Origin of the sequence: Streptomyces sp. OfavH-34-F (assembly GCF_022347745.1) — a bacterium.
Taxonomy (GTDB): domain Bacteria; phylum Actinomycetota; class Actinomycetes; order Streptomycetales; family Streptomycetaceae; genus Streptomyces.
The window spans coordinates 1-16,550 of the sequence record NZ_JAKRGC010000134.1 but is presented as its reverse complement, the minus strand read 5'-3'; the positions used below and the strand labels follow the sequence as shown (position 1 = coordinate 16,550).

At 71.3% G+C, this 16,550-nt stretch carries 13 protein-coding genes, 1 tRNA gene and 1 pseudogene; 10 read left to right on the top strand and 5 right to left on the bottom strand.

All coding sequences use genetic code 11. The features are described 5' to 3' along the window. The 4 genes and pseudogenes from MHW47_RS19825 to MHW47_RS19810 all read left to right on the top strand — a co-directional run. Positions 1–195: pseudogene (locus MHW47_RS19825) on the top strand (SPFH domain-containing protein); the annotation flags it as partial. Beyond that, on the top strand, positions 192–1,091 hold the full coding sequence (locus MHW47_RS19820) for a hypothetical protein (protein ID WP_239225055.1): 900 nt from the start codon (positions 192–194) through the stop codon (positions 1,089–1,091). The pseudogene MHW47_RS19825 and the gene MHW47_RS19820, both read left to right, overlap by 4 nt. A 93-nt stretch (positions 1,092–1,184) precedes the next feature. Beyond that, the gene (locus MHW47_RS19815; protein ID WP_239225053.1) at positions 1,185–1,691 is read left to right on the top strand and encodes an NUDIX hydrolase; all 507 of its coding nucleotides are present in this window, start codon (positions 1,185–1,187) and stop codon (positions 1,689–1,691) included. A gap of 50 nt (positions 1,692–1,741) precedes the next feature. Continuing rightward, on the top strand, positions 1,742–2,236 hold the full coding sequence (locus tag MHW47_RS19810) for an FBP domain-containing protein (RefSeq protein ID WP_239225050.1): 495 nt from the start codon (positions 1,742–1,744) through the stop codon (positions 2,234–2,236). An 11-nt stretch (positions 2,237–2,247) separates the two neighbouring features. Here MHW47_RS19810 and MHW47_RS19805 read toward each other — a convergent pair whose 3' ends face one another. After that, positions 2,248–3,840 (bottom strand): TROVE domain-containing protein, encoded by a 1,593-nt coding sequence (locus MHW47_RS19805; protein ID WP_239225048.1) that lies wholly within the window; start codon positions 3,838–3,840, stop codon positions 2,248–2,250. Between the two features lie 983 nt (positions 3,841–4,823). Between MHW47_RS19805 and MHW47_RS19800 the strand changes: the two genes are divergently transcribed. The 4 genes from MHW47_RS19800 to MHW47_RS19785 are packed head-to-tail and all read left to right on the top strand — an operon-like array spanning position 4,824 to position 10,374. Beyond that, on the top strand, positions 4,824–5,582 hold the full coding sequence (locus tag MHW47_RS19800) for an ABC transporter permease (RefSeq protein WP_239225046.1): 759 nt from the start codon (positions 4,824–4,826) through the stop codon (positions 5,580–5,582). Position 5,583: 1 nt separating this feature from the next. Next, positions 5,584–6,531 carry an ABC transporter permease gene (locus MHW47_RS19795; RefSeq protein WP_374230117.1) on the top strand — a complete coding sequence of 316 codons (948 nt, stop codon included), beginning with the start codon at positions 5,584–5,586 and terminating at the stop codon, positions 6,529–6,531. After that, positions 6,528–8,648, top strand: coding sequence for an ABC transporter ATP-binding protein (locus tag MHW47_RS19790; protein WP_239225044.1), 2,121 nt, complete (start codon positions 6,528–6,530; stop codon positions 8,646–8,648). The genes MHW47_RS19795 and MHW47_RS19790 overlap by 4 nt, the downstream gene beginning before the upstream one ends. 25 nt (positions 8,649–8,673) lie before the next feature. Next, positions 8,674–10,374, top strand: a complete 1,701-nt coding sequence (locus MHW47_RS19785) for an ABC transporter family substrate-binding protein (RefSeq protein ID WP_239225042.1) — start codon at positions 8,674–8,676, stop codon at positions 10,372–10,374. 117 nt (positions 10,375–10,491) lie between these two features. Here the strand turns inward: MHW47_RS19785 and MHW47_RS19780 are convergent, their stop codons facing one another. From MHW47_RS19780 to MHW47_RS19770, 3 genes are all read right to left on the bottom strand, one after another. Beyond that, entirely contained in the window at positions 10,492–11,346 is an 855-nt protein-coding gene (locus MHW47_RS19780; protein ID WP_239225040.1) for an alpha/beta fold hydrolase, read from the bottom strand. A gap of 178 nt (positions 11,347–11,524) precedes the next feature. Then, positions 11,525–11,598, bottom strand: a tRNA-Pro gene (locus MHW47_RS19775). A gap of 51 nt (positions 11,599–11,649) precedes the next feature. Continuing rightward, on the bottom strand, positions 11,650–14,283 hold the full coding sequence (locus MHW47_RS19770) for an AAA family ATPase (RefSeq protein WP_239225038.1): 2,634 nt from the start codon (positions 14,281–14,283) through the stop codon (positions 11,650–11,652). 109 nt (positions 14,284–14,392) lie between these two features. On the opposite strand from MHW47_RS19770, the gene MHW47_RS19765 reads away from it, so the two are divergent. Continuing rightward, complete coding sequence (locus MHW47_RS19765) at positions 14,393–14,887, top strand: DUF309 domain-containing protein (protein ID WP_239225036.1); 495 nt, start codon at positions 14,393–14,395, stop codon at positions 14,885–14,887. 98 nt (positions 14,888–14,985) lie between these two features. Then, on the top strand, positions 14,986–15,354 hold the full coding sequence (locus MHW47_RS19760) for a hypothetical protein (RefSeq protein WP_239225034.1): 369 nt from the start codon (positions 14,986–14,988) through the stop codon (positions 15,352–15,354). A gap of 89 nt (positions 15,355–15,443) precedes the next feature. Here MHW47_RS19760 and MHW47_RS19755 read toward each other — a convergent pair. After that, the coding region (locus MHW47_RS19755) for an FAD-dependent oxidoreductase (protein ID WP_239225032.1) at positions 15,444–16,550 on the bottom strand (1,107 nt) is incomplete at its 5' end.

Sequence of the window (16,550 nt, the reverse complement as noted above, 5' to 3'; positions counted from 1 at the left end):
CAGGTGGGCGCGGCGCGCGCCGAGGCCCAGACCGCGTGGCTGCGGGCGCACGGGGACGTGGAGGCGGCGACGCTGCACGCGCTGGCGGCCACCCGGCTCGCCGAGAACCTGCCGCGCATCGACAGCCTCACCCTGTCGCCCGACGTCCTCACGGGCCTGCTCGGCAGGCTCGGCCGGCCGGAGGCCGGGGCGTGAGCCTCGCCCCGCGCGCGGTGCTGGTCCACCGCACCACCGAGTACGAGGAACTGCTCGTCCGGTACGGCACGCACGGCCAGGCCGCGTTCGTGCTCGCCGGGCGCGGCCGGTCCATCAACGAGGTGGCGCGGCGGCACGAGCGGACCCGGCGGGCGCTGGCCGACGTGGCGGCGGCCGTGCCCCTCCAGTGGCGCCACAGCCGGGTGGAGCGGGCCGACCTGGACCGCTTCCTGTTCGCGCCGGAGGACGTGGTGGTGGTCGTCGGTCAGGACGGCCTGGTCGCCAACGCCGCGAAGTACCTCACCGGTCAGCCGGTCATCGGGGTGGACACCGACCCGGGGCGCAACCCGGGCGTCCTGGTGCGCCACCGGCCGGCCGACGCGGGGGCGCTGATGCGGGCGGCCGTGACGCCCGGCGGGCGGGCCGACGAGCTGACGATGGTGGAGGCGGTGGCCGACGACACGCAGCGGCTGCTGGCCCTCAACGAGATCTACCTGGGCCCGCCCGGCCACCAGACGGCCCGCTACCGGCTCGGCCCCGACTCGGCGGACTCCCCCGCCGAACCGCAGGCGTCCTCCGGGGTCCTGGTGGGCACCGGCACCGGGGCGACCGGCTGGCTGCGCTCGCTGTGGCGGGAGCGCGGCAGCGGCCTCGCACTGCCGGGCCCCGCCGACCCGCGGCTGCTCTGGTTCGTCCGCGAGGCATGGCCGTCGCCGTCGACCGGCACCTCGTTCACGGCGGGCGAGCTGGGCCCCGACGAGGCGCTGCGGCTGACGGTGGAGTCGGACCGGGTGGTGGTGTTCGGCGACGGGATGGAGACGGACGCGCTGGAGCTGACGTGGGGGCAGAGCGTACGCCTCGGCGTCTCGGAGACGTCGCTGCGGCTGGCGGTGTGAACGGGACCGGGGAACCTCTACCCCTGTGACGCCCGCCCGGCATGCCCAGGACCCTAGGCTCCATGGACCGGTCGGCCCCGTCAGGAGAGATTCATGAGCGTCGAGAACACCCCCGTCCCCTCCCGCAACACCCGTCCGCCGCAGGCCCAGGCCGCGCTGGGGGTCGGGGTGATCGTGCAGGACGCGCGCGGGCGCGTACTGCTCGGGCGGCATCGCGACGGCACCTGGGAGCTGCCCGGCGGCAAGGTCGATCCGCTGCCCGAGTCCGTCGCCGCGGCGGCCGTGCGCGAGCTGCGCGAGGAGACCGGACTCGATGTCCCCGAGGACCGGGTCACCGTCTTCGCGATGCTGCACGACGTGGTCGCCGGCATCAACCGGGTGACGATGGCCGCCCTGGTGCGCGTGGACTCCGCCACACCCCGGGTGACCGAGCCGCATCTGATCCGCACCTGGGAGTGGACCCCGCCGGAGGCGCTGCCGTCGCCGCTCTTCGACCCGTCCGCGCAGATCCTCGCGGCCTGGCGGCCGGACCTCGCCGTCCCGCACCCGCCCGCGCACCGGCTCGATCTCGCCACCGAGGTGACCCAGGCGAAGCCCTAACGTAATTAATCATTTGCCTAGGGCTCATAGGCAGCGTTAGCTTCGAGACCATGAAGGCCGTGACCGAGCAGGACATCCGCTCATCGTTCGTGAATTGCTCCAAGGGGGAGGCCAAGCGCCTGCCGATGCCCAGGAACTTCGAGGAGCTGCCCTGGGACGACCTCGACTTCCTCGGCTGGCGCGACCTGTCCGCGCCGGGCCGCAGCTACATCGTCGCCGAGCACGAGGGCGAGCTGACCGGGATCTCGCTGCGCTTCCCCTCCCAGCAGCGCGGCTTCCTGCACCGCAGCATGTGCTCGCTCTGCCTCACGACGCATCCGGGGAACGGGGTCTCACTGATGACCGCCCGCAAGGCGGGCCCCTCGGGCCGCGAGGGCAACTCGGTGGGCCTGTACATCTGCACCGACCTGGCCTGCTCGCTGTACGTACGGGGGAAGAAGACGCCGGCCTCCGGCGCCCGCTTCAAGGAGAGCCTGACCACGGAGGAGCAGATCGCCCGTACGCTCACCAACCTCCACGCGTTCGTGGCCAAGCTCCACCACTGACGCCACCGGTCTCAATCGCCGGTGGTCCACGGCCAGCGCGCCCGGCGGCCGTCCTCGACGAGACCGATCAGCGAGAACGCCGCGTCGGTGAGCCCGCCGAAGGTGTGCCGGTCGGGGCCCGGGGCGCCGTGGGCCGGCCGGTAGCCCGCGAGGTTCCAGGTGTGGACCGGCACCCCGCGCGGGACCGGGTCGGCGCTCCTCGGGCCGTAGGGCAGGGTCTGCTCGTCGGTGACGACGACCACCCGGTCGTGATCCCGGTAGTGGGTGCGCAGTGCGCGCGTCATGTCGGTGCCGCCGAGCTGGTGGAACCGCTCCAGCACGCCGAGGACCGGTTCGCCCGGCGCGTACGGCACGGCTGCGCTGCGCCAGCCGAACTCGACCAGGTCGGCCCGCTCCGCGCGCAGGGCGAGCGCGGTGCCGAACACGGCGGCCGCGTCGGCCCGGCTGAGCGTGGAGCGCTCCGAGACGGTGTCCCAGAACATCGAGTCGGACCGGTCCACCAGGACGAGGGTCCGTCCGGGCAGGGCGGGCACGCGGGCCAGGGAGTGGCCGAGGGCGGCTTCCAGCGCGCCGGCCCAGCGGGGCGCGGCATGCCGGTGGGCGGCGAGGTAGCGGAAGGGGAACTGCCGGGCGCGGGCCACCTCCTCGGGGTCGGCGATCCGTGCGGCGACCCGTTCGGCGGTCGCGTCCGCGATCCCCGCCTCGTCGAAGTTGCGCAGGTTGCGCAGGAGGGCCATGGGCCCCATGACCGGGATCAGCGCCTCCCAGACGGGGGCGTCCATCGGCCCGTGCAGCCAGCCCGCGACGGACTCCCAGGTCATCCCCGCCTCGGCGAGCCGTTCCGGGCCGCCGGGCCCGGTGACCAGGCGGCGCCGCGCCTCGGGCGGGGTCTCCAGCAGGGCGCGGTGTGCGGTCAGCAGCCGGTCGTCCGCCGGGGGCCGGGCGCGCCCGGGGTGGTGGCGGCGGTCCAGCGCGTACCGGAAGAGGGCACCCTGCCAGGGCTTGGCGGGGTCGGGCGAGGCGTGCACCAGGTTGAGCACGTCGCCGAAGCGGAACTCCCTGGACGCGGTGTCGTACTTGAGCAGCGCCCGGGAGGTGTACAGCCTGCGCACGGCGTCGGCGACGCCCCGCTTCACGGGCTGCGGCACCGTGCGTCCGTATGCCGAGATCCAGTGCGCCAGCAACTCGCCGGGCTCGTCCGCCCGCTGGAGCACGGAGTCGACGACGGACCGGTTGGAGGGCCCGTCGCTGACCCCCGCCGCGAGCCTGGCCCGCACGTACGCGGCGGCGCCGACCAGCGGGGCCGTCCGCAGCCGCCCCTCGTCGCGCAGCCAGCGCAGCAGGCCCGCCGTCCACGCGGGATGCTCCACGGCGAGCCGGGAGACGAGAGCGGTGTACCGCCGGTCGCGGTCCTCGCCGCTCTCGTAGAAGGTGCGCTGGGAGACGAAGTTTCCGACGGCGAGGAGGAACAACTCCTCGCGGGGTTCCCGGACATGGGCCGGGCCGCCCGCGTAGCCGCGGAAGGGGGCCGCGAACGAGCCCGGGACGGGCCGGGTGGCGGCCAACTGGCGTGCGCCTGCCGAGACTTGCGGGGACACCAGCATCTCGGACCAGACCTTGGAGACGCGTCGAGCGTGACGAGGCAGGAAGATCCCCCGGGTTCGAAGGGTGGTGGGAGCGCACGCGTCCGCCGAGATCAAGGAACGGGCGGCGGCGTCACAAGGTGTCAGAAGGAAGGAGCCGCAGCCGGGCGCATCGCCGGACGCGGGCGCGAGGAAGAACATACAAGCGACCAGCGCAGCCCACCATCCGATTTACGGCGCCGGGGCCGGACCTCCCCCTTCCCCGCTCCCCCGAGAGGCCGGGGGCTGCCCCCCTCGCGAGACCGAAAGTCACCTATGTCCAAAATGACACAAGAGGGCCCTTTACGCTTTTTACTATTCGGTAACCCGTCATCACACCGCCCCCGTCACGACACACCGAATTTACGTCACGAATGACCGATATGCGGACTCGCTTAACCGGATCGCGACCTGACCAGCCTTGACGTGATCACGGGCGCTTGGAATCGTCAGCACAGGCACTGTCGAATCGGGCAGCCGCCACGAATCGACTCATTCCGATGCAAGGTTGTCGCCCCATGCCTGGCACACGGCTCACCTCGGCCCCACGCACCCGTGCGGCACCGCCTGCCCGCCACAGCCTCCTCCATCGAGGTGCCCTCGCACCAATCATTTTCTGACCTCGAGAGTCCGCACATCCTGTCCGAGCGCTCGCAACCCGGTGCCCGGTCAACGCGGCCAAGCGTCCAGTTCACCTACCGGATCTGCGGGCCCACGCTTCAAAGAAAGGCCGGCTCACAGTGCTGCGTTATGTCGCCCGCAAAGCAGTCGGCTGGTTTTTGATGATCGCTGTCGCAACCAATCTGACGTATTTCCTGGCCAATGCATTCCTGAAGCCTGCGTCTAACTACACCGCGTTGCGACCGCCTCGAACTCCAGCCCAGATCAACCAATCACTGTCGCTCTACAACCTCAATCCGGACAAACCGATCATGGATCGGTGGTGGCACTGGATTTCCCAGATCGTGACCCATTTCGACTGGGGTCAGTCGCCGACCGGAGGCAGCGTCAACGAGCAGGTCTCCTACCGGATCTTCGTCAGTGGCCAGTTGGTCATCGCCTCGACGATCCTCTCGATCGTCATCGGCGTCGGGCTGGGCGTCTACACCGCATCGCGCCAGTACAAGGCCGGTGACCGGGTGTGGCAGGGCATCTCCGTGATCTCCTTCAACACGCCCTCCGCCGTGGCCTCGCTCGGCGTGGTCCTCGTCGCGATCTGGCTCAACCAGTCCCTCGGCAACACGCTGCTGCCCGTGGCCGGAGCGCAGAGCCCCGACGTCACCGGGTTCTGGCCCGTGCTGGGTTCGAGAGTCATGCACGCGATTCTCCCCACGATCTCGCTGACGTTCATCTCGTACGCCGGATATCACCTGTTGCAGCGCTCGTTGCTGCTGGACCACATCAACTCCGATTACGTGCGCACCGCACGGTCGAAGGGGCTGACCCGCAAACAGGCCATCTACCGGCACGGATTGCGGACCTCGATCATTCCCGTCGCCACCCAGGTCGCCTTCGCGATGCCCGCCCTGTTCACCGGCGCGGTCATCACCGAGACGGTCTTCGCGTGGCACGGCATGGGTGAGTACTTCACCAAGACCATCAGCACGAACGACGTGCACGGGGCCGTCGCCGTGGCGGCCTTCGGTGCCCTCATGACGGCCATCGGCGCGATCCTGGCCGACCTCGTCGTCGTGGCCCTCGACCCCAGGATCAGGGTGAGCTGACGTGGCCATCAACATGCCCGGTGCCGGAACCGCCCCCGAGGAGGCTCCGGAGATCGCCGAAGTACTGGAGCCCGGCGCGACCGGCGGCAAGCGCCTCTCGCCGACCAGGCTCTACATGCGCCGTTTCGCGCGCAACAAGTCCGCCCTCGGCGGCCTGATCCTGTTCGCCCTGCTCGTCCTCTTCTCCGTGTTCGGCCGGTTCCTGACCGACTGGAACCACGAGGAGGCGGACTTCACCGCTCTCACCGTCGGCCCCGGCGTCGGCGGCCACCTCCTGGGCACCAACGGCGCGGGCAACGACGTCTACGCCCAGCTGGTGCACGGCCTCGGCAGGTCGCTGATCATCGCCGTGACGGTGTCGCTCCTGACGACCGCCATCGCCGGTCTGTTCGGCACCACCGCCGCCTACTTCGGCGGCAAGATCGAGCGGGTGATGCTCGGCTTCGTGCACTTCCTGCTCATCCTGCCCTCGTTCCTCATCATCGCCCTGGTCGGTACGCACTACCGCGGTGACTGGCAGGTTCTGGTCGTGGTGCTCACGCTGTTCGGCTGGATGCTGACCGCCCGGGTGATCTGGTCCCTGGCGACGTCCCTGCGCGAACGCGAGTACGTGATGGCGGCGCGCTTCATGGGCGTCAGCCCGCTCCGCACCATCGTCCGCCACCTGGTGCCCAACATCGGCTCCCTGCTGATCGTGACGTTCACCCTCGGTGTCGCCTCGACCGTGCAGTCCGAAACGGCCCTCTCCTTCATCGGGTTCGGCGTCAAGCAGCCCGACGTGTCCCTCGGTTCCATGCTGGCCGACGGGCAGAGCACCCTGTCCACCGCTCCCTGGCTGTTCTACCTGCCGGCGATCCTCGTCGTCCTGCTGACCGTGGCCATGGCTCTGATCGGTGACGGTCTGCGCGACGCCCTGGACCCCACATCGCAGTCTGGAGGCCGCGCATGATCGAGCAGCGCGCTGTCACGACCGAACCCGGAACCCAGCGGGCCCTGCTGTCCGTTCGTGACCTGAAGGTGGCCTTCCCCTCGGAATCCGGCCGGGTCGACGCCGTACGCGGTGTCTCCTTCGACCTGCACCGCGGCAAGACCCTCGGCATCGTGGGCGAATCCGGTTCGGGCAAGTCCGTCACGTCGATGGCCGTCATGGGGCTGCTCCCCGAGTACGCCTCGGTCACCGGCGAGATCCTGCTCGACGGGAAGAACCTCCTCGATCTGGACGACCGCCGGATGTCCAAGGTCCGCGGTCAGCAGATCGGCATGATCTTCCAGGACCCGCTCTCGTCGCTCACTCCGATCTTCAGCATCGGGGACCAGATCGTCGAGTCCCTCCAGATCCACCAGGACATCTCGGCCGCGGCCGCCTGGAAGCGGGCCGTCGAACTGCTGGACCTGGTCGGCATCCCGAACCCCGAGCGCCGCGCCAAGGGGTTCCCGCACGAGTTCTCGGGCGGCATGCGGCAGCGGGCCGTGATCGCCATGGCCATCGCGAACAACCCCGACCTGATCATCGCCGACGAGCCGACGACCGCCCTGGACGTCACCGTGCAGGCGCAGATCCTCGACGTACTGAAGACGGCCCAGCGCGAGACCGGCGCCGCCGTCATCATGATCACCCACGACCTCGGGGTCGTGGCCGGCTCCGCCGACGACGTCATGGTGATGTACGCCGGCCGCCCGGTCGAGCACGCCTCGGTGGACGAGCTCTTCGCGCAGCCCCGGATGCCGTACACCATCGGCCTCATGGGCGCGATCCCCCGCCTGGACGACCGGGACCGGGAGGCCCTGACCCCGGTGCCGGGCACTCCGCCGCTGCTCGTGGACCTGCCCGACGCCTGCCCCTTCGCCGCGCGGTGCCCCGCGGCCGAGGACGCCTGCCGGGAGACCGAGCCGCCGCTGCTGACCATCGGCGCGAGCGGCACGGCGCACTCCGCCGCCTGCCGGCGGGCCGGGGAGATCGAGGACGGCGCCATCGGCGGCGAGCCGATCTTCCCCGTCCCGGGCGCACGGGAGGAGCGCGCCGCGGACACCCCGCGCGAGGAGCGGCCGACGGTCCTGGAGCTGTCCGGCGTCACCAAGACCTTCCCGCTGACCAAGGGCGGCCTGCTCAAGCGCAAGGTGGGCAAGGTCTTCGCCGTCAACGGCATCGACCTGGACATCCGCGAGGGCGAGACGCTCGGGCTGGTCGGCGAGTCGGGGTGCGGCAAGACCACCACCCTGCTGGAGATCATGGGGCTCAAGCCCCCGGAGCAGGGCAGCATCTCCGTCTGCGGCCACGACACGGCCGACCTGAAGCGGAAGCAGGACCTCAGCGCCGTACGCCGCAACATCCAGATGGTCTTCCAGGACCCCATGGGCGCGCTGGACCCCCGCATGACGGTCTTCGACATCCTCGCGGAGCCCCTGCGCGCGGTCGGCGAACGCGACAAGAAGGTGCTGAGCACCAAGGTCGCCGAGCTCATGGAGCTGGTCGGGCTCGACCCCGAGCACCGCGACCGCTTCCCCGCGGCCTTCTCCGGCGGGCAGCGGCAGCGCATCGGCATCGCGCGGGCGCTCTCCACCAAGCCCAAGCTGCTGGTGCTCGACGAGCCGGTCTCGGCGCTCGACGTCTCGGTCCAGGCCGGCGTCATCAACCTGCTCAACGACCTCAAGGCCGAGCTGGGCCTGTCCTACCTCTTCGTCGCCCACGACCTGTCGGTGGTGTGCCACATCTCCGACCGTGTGGCGGTGATGTACCTGGGGCGGATCGTCGAGATCGGGTCCACCGACGCCGTCTTCGACAACCCCAGGCACCCCTACACGCAGGCGCTCCTCTCCGCGATCCCGCTGCCCGATCCGGTGGCCGAACGCACCCGGGAACGCATCCTGCTGGAGGGCGACCTCCCCAGTCCTACCGACGAACAGCCCGGTTGCCGTTTCGTCTCCAGGTGCCCACTCCACACGACGCTCTCGGAGTCGCAGAAGGAGCAGTGTCGCGGAGTCACCCCCCTGCTCACCGAGCGAGGGGATTCGGACCACCGCGACGCATGCCACTTCGCGGGCACGACCATCTCTGTCAACAAGTAACCGAGCCAGAAAGGCCTAGGCCGTCATGAGAAAGATCTCCGTGAGCCTGGTGGCGCTCGCCGCCGCGTCCTCCCTCGTCCTGTCGGGGTGCAGCAGCAGCGACTCCGACGACGCCAAGAAGCCGAAGTCCAAGGGCGCCACGTCGGAGAGCGAGATCCTGACCTCGTACAACCCGCAGCCCGCGAGCAACCTGAAGCAGGGTGGCAAGCTGACGCTGCCGATCGTCGAGATCCCCGACCAGCTGAACCCGCTGCACGGCGACGGTTCGCTCTACACGTCGAAGATCGGCTGGTTCTACCAGCCGCAGCTGTCCTTCAACGACCCGAAGGGCAACATCACGTACAACGAGGACTACCTCACCGACGTCAAGCAGGAGACGGTGGGTGGCAACACCCAGGTCACCTACACGATCAACCCCAAGGCGAAGTGGAACGACGGCCAGGACATCGACTGGACCGCGTTCCGTGACACCTGGACCGCGCTGAACGGGAAGGACAAGGAGTACAACGTCTCGTCCACGGACGGGTACTCCAGCATCACCTCGGTCAAGAAGGGCAAGGACGCCAAGCAGGCGATCGTCACCTTCAAGGGTGCGTTCGTCTACTGGAAGTCCCTCTTCTACCAGCTCGTCAACCCGCACATCGCCAAGTCCGAGGACTTCAACAAGGCGTACGTGAGCAAGCCGCACGCCGAGTGGGGCGCCGGCCCGTACACCATCGCCAAGTTCGACGCCAAGGGCGGCACCATCACGTACAAGCCCAACCCGAAGTGGTGGGGCGCCAAGGCGCCGCTGGACGAGCTGACCTTCGTCCAGATGGAGGAGAGCGCCAGCATCAACGCGTTCAAGAACGGCCAGATCGACGCCGTCCAGGTCCAGAACGCCGAGCAGATCAACCAGGTCAAGGACGTGAAGGGCATCGAGCTGCGCCGCGGCACGGCCACCTCCAACAACCTGCTCGTCCTGAACAGCACGTCGCCGGCGCTGAAGGACGTCGCGGTCCGCAAGGCCGTGATGCAGGGGATCGACCGCTCCCAGCTCGCGAAGATCTCGTTCCAGGGCATGGACTACACGGAGCCGCTGCCCGGCTCCTTCACCCTGTTCCCCTTTCAGAAGGGCTACGAGGACAACTTCGGCAACCTCGTGAAGTTCAACGCCGAGCAGGCCAAGAAGGACCTGGACGCCGCGGGCTGGAAGGCCGGCTCGGACGGGGTGCGGGAAAAGGACGGCAAGAAGCTCGAACTGAGCTTCCCCACCATCGGTGACCGGTCCACCACCAAGGCCCGTGCCACCGCGGTCGCCCAGATGATGAAGAACATCGGCGTCAAGGTGAACATCGAGGCTCACCCGTCCGCCGACTTCAACAAGGTGTTCACCAAGCGCGCCTTCGACATCTTCGGCATGGGCTTCATCTCCAGCGACCCGAACGGCATGCTCTACATCTGCCAGATGTACTGCTCCGACTCGACGCTGAACGTGTCCCGCTCCGTCCCGAAGAGCATGGACGAGGAGACCAAGGCCGTCACCAACCTGCCGACCCTGGACGAGCAGATCAAGGCCGGTAACGCGGTCGAGAAGAAGGCCATGGAGACCTACGGCATCATGCCGACCCACAACGGTCCGATCATCTGGGCCGTCAAGAAGGGCCTCGCCAACTACGGCGCCGCCCAGTTCTACGGTAACTACGGCATCATCGGCGCCCCCGGCCTCGTCGGCTGGCAGAAGTAGGACCCTGCCGGGGTTCCGCAGCCGTGCGGAACCCCGGGAGCCCGTCCCACAGCCGTACCCATGACACTGCCCGGCAGGCCGCACCCGGCCCGCCGGGCAGTGTCGTGTCCGGGGCCCCTACAGGGCATCGGGCGCCGGCTCTCCGCCGGCGATGAACTCGATGAGCCGCTCGGTGAGCCAGTCCGGCTCGTCGAGCGAGACGAAGGCGCGCGACCTCTCGGCGACGGCGACCGCACCGCGAGGGAAGCAGCCGGCCAGCCTCTCCCCGTGGCCGAAGGGGAAGAGGGGGTCCTTCCGCGACCAGACGACGAGGACGGGTCCTTCGAACCTGTGCAGTTCCTCCGCCACCGCTTCGGTGACCGCCGGCCGTAACCCGGCCAGGAGCTTGACGAGATCCCGCCGCACGCCGCGGTCGCTCGGCAGGGCACCCAGCATGGCGTCGATGTGATCCGTCGGGACCTTGCCGCGTGCCACCAGCTTCATCAGTGCCCGCTTGGCGACGCCCAGCCGCAGCGCCCGCCCCACCACGCCGACGGCCCCCGGGATGCCGAGCAGCGCGCGCATCGGCACGAGGAGCTTCGGCGGGCAGTTGTCGAAGGCGTCCGAGGGGAGGAGCACCAGGCGCTCGAAGAGTCCCGGTTCCCGCGCCACGGCGATCTGGGCGATGGCCCCACCGGTGTCGTTGCCCACCAGCACGACGGGGCCGGGCAGTTGGCGCGCGAGGTCCAGGACGCGCGCCGCGTGCGCCTCCAGCGAGCAGTCGGCATCCGGGGCCAGTGGGACGCGGTGCCCGCCCAGGGGCAGGTCGGGCAGCACCAGGTGGCACCGGTCGCGCAGCCCTTCGATCAGCGGATCCCATACGTGGCCGTTGACCATCAGGCCGTGCACGAACAGGACGGTCGTGCCCCGTCCGACCCGTCGGACATCGATCCGGCCACCGGCCGTCTCCACCCCGGAGGTCTCGATCATCATGTCGGACACCTTCCTTCAGGCCGCCCGCGCGGGCCGGCTGTCGACCGTGTGTACCTCGATGGTGCGGACGGACCCTGGCGCGGCGACCGACCGGGGCCGGGCCCGGGGACGGGCCGGAAACGACCCAGGGCCGGTCTCGGAAGATTCCGAAACCGGCCCTGAATCACGACTTCAACAGTCGGGACGACAGGATTTGAACCTGCGACCCCTTGACCCCCAGTCAAGTGCGCTACCAAGCTGCGCCACGTCCCGCTGCCGTTCCACCCGTTCTGGCCGGGCGGTGGCTGCAGGACAAACATTACCTCACTCGCCGGACCTGATCGACGCACGTGCCTGCTGGGCCCGTGCCGCCAGTCCTTCGGCGCCGCAGGCCGTGGCCAGCTTGTGGGCCCGCTGCAGTTCGCGGGACGAGCGGGTGGCGATGCCGTAGTCGAGCAGTGCCTGGGCGAACTCGAAGCCGGAGGGCGACGCCTCCAGGTGGCGGACCGCCTGGCCCAGCAGGTGGACGGCCTCCTCGGGAGGGGCGAACAGGGCCACGCAGCGCAGTGCCTCGCCTATGGCGGTCTCGGTGCCGAAACGCTCCGCGTGCACACGGGCCGTGTTGGCGAGCTGGGCGGCCCGGCCGGGGTCGTCGTCGGCCAGGGCGCGGGCCAGGTCACCGGCCCACGGGCCCCAGATGCCGTTGAACCTGCCGCGCGGTTCCAGGGAGCGCCCGGCCGCCTCCAGCTCGGTGACGGCCTCCTTGATACGGCCTTCGGCCAGCAGCAGGCGGCCCCGGACGCACGGTGCGTCGGGCAGCACCATGGCGCTCGGATAGGGCAGGCCGAAGTCGTACTGGTCGGCGATCTTGCGCGCCTCGGAGACCCGGCCCCGGGCCAGCAGAGTGTCGATGAGCAGGCAGGCCGCGTCCCAGTGGACGGGCAGGCCGTTGCCGACGCGGTCGGCGAGGCGCAGCCCCTCGCGCAGGAAGCCCTCCGCCTCGGCGAGACGGCCGCGACGGCGGTGGACCAGCCCGAGCAGGGTGTGGGCGAAGGCGAGGTGGGCGCCGCTCCAGCCGGAGATCTCGAAGGCCCGGACCGCCTCCCCGAACAGTTCCTCGGCGCGGTCGAGCCGGTCCGTGAACGCGTAGGTGATGCCGAGCAGGGCGGGCAGTTCGAAGCCCCACTCGGTGTCGGTCCAGCCGAGCCCGCGTGCCGGGTGGCCGTCCACGAGGGCGCGCTCGCAGAGGTCCACGATGATCTCGGCGTTCTCGCCGCGCAGCATGGCGTCGAAGGCGCGCAGGGTGAGCAGCGCCCGTTCGGCGTTGTCCCGGCCGGTGAGGTGGTCGGCGTTGGCGGCGAGCCGGCGCGAGCGGCCCGGTCCGTCCTCCTCGGTCGCCTGCATGCCCTCCCAGAGGAAGTGGGCGGCCTGGAGTCGCATCAGGCCGGGTCCGGGCGCGGTGCGTTCGGCCTCGGCCGCGAGGGCCAGGGCCGCCTCCTTGAGCTGGTTGTTGTGGGACAGCGCTGCGGCCAGCCGGAAGGTGGCGTCGACCCGCAGGTCGTCGGCGAGGCCGGGCATGTCCAGGGCGGCGCGCAGATGCTGCACCGTGGTGGCCGGGGAGCTGAGCAGCGTCGCGCAGCCCAGCTCGTACAGCAGGGTGGCGCGCGCGTCGTGGCGCGGCGGCTCCTCCAGGGCCCGCTCCAGGCAGCGCCGGGCGGCCTCGGGCGCGCCGACCGCGAGGTGCTGCCTGGCGGCGGCCCTGAGCTGTTCGACGAGTTCCTGGTCGTCGTCCGGGTGGACTTCGAGCAGGTGCCGGGAGGCCGCGGCGGGGCCGCGTCCGGTCCGGGTGATCGCCCAGGCGGCCCGGCCGTGCATGGCGGTGCGGGTGGCGGGCGGGATGGAGCGGTAGATGGCGGAGGCGATCACCGGGTGCACGAACTCGAGCGGGTCGAAGCCGCTGACGATGCGGGCCTCGCGCAGCCGGGCGGTGCAGTCCGCGGCCTCGGCCGCGCTCATCCCGGCCAGCATGGCGGCGAGGTCCTGGGAGATCTCGGTGCCGAGGACGGCGGCGGCCCAGGCGAAGCGGGTGGCGTTGGTGCCGAGCCGTTCGAGGCGGGCGACGAGGCCGCTGCCCCGGGCGGAGGCGCCGAGTTCGCGCAGCAGTCCGGCGGACTCCTCCAGCGGGACCAGCTCGCGGTCCTGGACCTTGGCGACGAGTTCGACCGCCTCGTACGGGTTGCCGCCGGTGACGGCCCACACCTCGCGGCAGAACGGGTCGTCGGCGTGCTCGCCGAGGGACGTGCGGACCAGTTCGGCGGTGGCGTCCGGGGTGAGGGCGCGCAGGGCGACGCGGATCTGTGCGGGGTGGCCACCCGCCGCGTTGCGCGCGGCCTCGCGGGCGGCGAGTTCCTCGGGCCGGTGCGCCTGGACGACGAGCACGCGCAGATCGCCGAGGCGGGCGGTGAACGCGGAGAGCCAGGCGAGCGATTCGCCGTCCGCCCAGTGGGCGTCGTCGATGATGAGGAGCAGCGGGCGGTGGCTGAGCCGGGAGGCGAGCCGTTTGACGACGTAGTCGAGTCCGTCGCGCACACCCTGCGGGTCGGTCTGCGGGCCGGACGGCTCCGCGAGTCCGAGGGCCGGTGCGGTGATGTCGAACCAGGGGCCGAACAGCGCCCGTACGTCGTCGGGCGGGAGTTGGTGCAGGGTCGGCTGGAGCAACTGCCGTACGACGTGGAACGGCACCGAGGTGACCGTCTCGCCGCCGCGTGCCGACCAGACGGTGCAACGGTCCGCCGCCATGGCCCGGATCTCGTCCAGGAGAGCGGTCTTTCCGATACCTGCCTCGCCGCTGTAGATCAGCAGCCCGCCGGTGGCCTGCGCGCCGCAGAGCGCGTCGATGGCTTGTGCGGCAGTGGCGAGTTCCGGTTCGCGCTCATAAAGCGGCCGGGACGGCTTCATGCCTACCCTCCCCCAATGTGATGACCATGGTGGTCGAGCCTAGTCGCGCGCGGGTCGCGACCGACAGTGGTTCGGTCAGTTCGCCGCAGGTGCGGGGCACAATCGGGGTGTGAACGAGACACGCAGGGACCGGGATTCCGAGGGCCGGGCGCACAACGCGCGCCCCCGTGACGGGCTGGGCCGCCCGCTGCCGTACGGGACACCGGGGGTGGAGCGGCAGCCGGAAGGCGTCGAGCGCACCCCCGCGCAGACCGTACGGGAGGCGCAGCGGCTGCTCGACGCGGGGATGCCGTTCCACGCGCACGAGGTGTTCGAGGACGCCTGGAAGTCCGGCCCGGAGCAGGAACGGGAGTTGTGGCGCGGGCTGGCCCAGCTGGCCGTGGGGCTGACCCATGCGGCCCGGGGCAACGCGAAGGGCGGTGCGCGGCTGCTGCGGCGGGGTGCGGCGGCCCTCGACGCGTACGGGGCCGGGGAGGCGTACGGGATGGCTACCGCGGGGCTCGCCGTGTGGGCGCGGGGGCTGGCGGCGCGGGTGGAGCGCCCGGGCGCGGGCCCGGTGGACGCGGCGGCGGAGGCACCGGCGCTGCGGGCCGCACAGGGGTAGCGGTATGCGGTGTGCGGCCGGGGTGAACACGGCCGGGTTTCGACGGTGTTGCTTGACAGCGGCGAACCGGTCCCGGTGGACCTATTACGATCCGGCGCATGAGCACTTCTGACCAGGACCGGGCCGTGGACACCCCGATAGCCGAGGACGCGGCGGACGGTGTCGCGGAGGATGTCGTCGAGGGCGGGGAGGGCGCGGAGCCCGGGGAGCGCCGGCTGACTCCGCGCCAGGCGAGACGGCTGCGCGTCGTGCTCTCCTCGGTCGGGATGGCCGCGATGGCGGTGGTGCTGGGGCTGCGGCTCGCGAGCCGGGCCTCCGTGCTGGTGGTGGGGGTGTACGGGCTGGCGCTGATCCTGTGCGGGATCGTGATCGAGTTGAGCCGGAACGGGCGTACCAGGCTGGGGAGTTGGCTGCTGGCGGTCGGGCTCGTTGCCGCGATCGGCTCGGACTGGCTGCTGATTCCCTGAGCCATCGGCACACCGTGAGCGGCCGGCATGCCCCGCCCCGTCGGCACACCCCGGCCCGTCCGCGCGCCCGGTGACTGCCGTCGCCGTCGTCAGGCGAGCCGGATGTGGACCGGGCCGCCCTGTGGGTCGACGTGTTCCAGCCAGTGGGCGGCCAGGGGGAAGGAGCGTCCCGGTGGCACGGTGCGGGCCAGTCGGCGGCGGTACAGCGGCTCCCCGTCCTGGCCGGCGACGATCAGCGGGGCGGTCAGCCGCCGGCCCGTCCGGAGCAGCAGGGCGTCCGGACGGGTGCCGGCGGGTCCGGTGAGGTTGGGGGCGATCCATTCCAGCGGCGCCGCGACGGTGAGCCGGGGTCCGCCCGCCGGCCAGGTACCGGCGGCGAGATGGCTCAGCACCGGTCCGGTGACGGCCCGGCCCTCGCGGGCGGCGGTGGCCGCGCTCTCCCCGCCGTGCAGCAGGTTGCCCACCGCGAAGACGCCCGGTTCCGCAGTGCGGTACGCGGGGTCGTGGGCGGGTCCTCGCGTACCGGGGTCCAGGGGCAGGCCGCCGCGCCGGGCGAGTTCGTGCTCGGGAATCCAGTCGGCCGTGAACACGACGGTGTCGCAGGCGAGCGTGGTGGTGCGGCCGTCCTCGTGCCGGACCCGGACGCCGGTGAGCCGGGGCCTGCCGGTCAGCGCGGTGACGGTGGTGCGGGTGAGCAGGGGCGCGCCGTCGGCGGGGCGGACGGCCCGCAGGGGGTGGGGCGGGTGCTCGGTGACGCGGGCGACGAGGCGGACGCCGGCGGTGCGCAGCGTCTCGGCGGCGGCGAGGGCCTGCGGCGCGTCGCGCTCCAGCTCGCGCAGCCGGTCGAAGTCCTCGGCGACGGCGTCGAGCCGGTCGTTCGCGTTCGCGCAGCGGCTGAGGATCTCGTCCAGCATCCGGCGGCGGGCCGTGTCGTCCTCCGGGAAGGCGTCGTCGAGCTGCTGGCGCAGCCGGAACGCGTCCGTGAGCTGGTTCTTCGCGTAACCGACAGCCTCGGCGAAGGGCGCGGCGGCCTCCTCCCCGAACTGGGCGGTGGCGAAACCCAGCTCCTCCTCGCTGGTGCGGACCGCGTCGTCGGTGGCGACCAGCGCCTCCTTGGCCCGCGCGTCGAGCTCCGGCAGCGGGGTGGCGCGCGGCGCGGTCCGGCCCCAGCCCGCCGCGCCGGGTGTCGTGCGGGT

Coding starts and splice junctions, on each gene's coding strand:
- MHW47_RS19815 (WP_239225053.1), top strand. CDS start 1,185: ATGAGCGTCGAGAACACCCCCGTCCCCTCCCGCAACACCCGTCCGCCG.
- MHW47_RS19810 (WP_239225050.1), top strand. CDS start 1,742: ATGAAGGCCGTGACCGAGCAGGACATCCGCTCATCGTTCGTGAATTGC.
- MHW47_RS19805 (WP_239225048.1), bottom strand. CDS start 3,840: ATGCTGGTGTCCCCGCAAGTCTCGGCAGGCGCACGCCAGTTGGCCGCC.
- MHW47_RS19790 (WP_239225044.1), top strand. CDS start 6,528: ATGATCGAGCAGCGCGCTGTCACGACCGAACCCGGAACCCAGCGGGCC.
- MHW47_RS19785 (WP_239225042.1), top strand. CDS start 8,674: ATGAGAAAGATCTCCGTGAGCCTGGTGGCGCTCGCCGCCGCGTCCTCC.
- MHW47_RS19780 (WP_239225040.1), bottom strand. CDS start 11,346: ATGATGATCGAGACCTCCGGGGTGGAGACGGCCGGTGGCCGGATCGAT.
- MHW47_RS19770 (WP_239225038.1), bottom strand. CDS start 14,283: ATGAAGCCGTCCCGGCCGCTTTATGAGCGCGAACCGGAACTCGCCACT.
- MHW47_RS19760 (WP_239225034.1), top strand. CDS start 14,986: ATGAGCACTTCTGACCAGGACCGGGCCGTGGACACCCCGATAGCCGAG.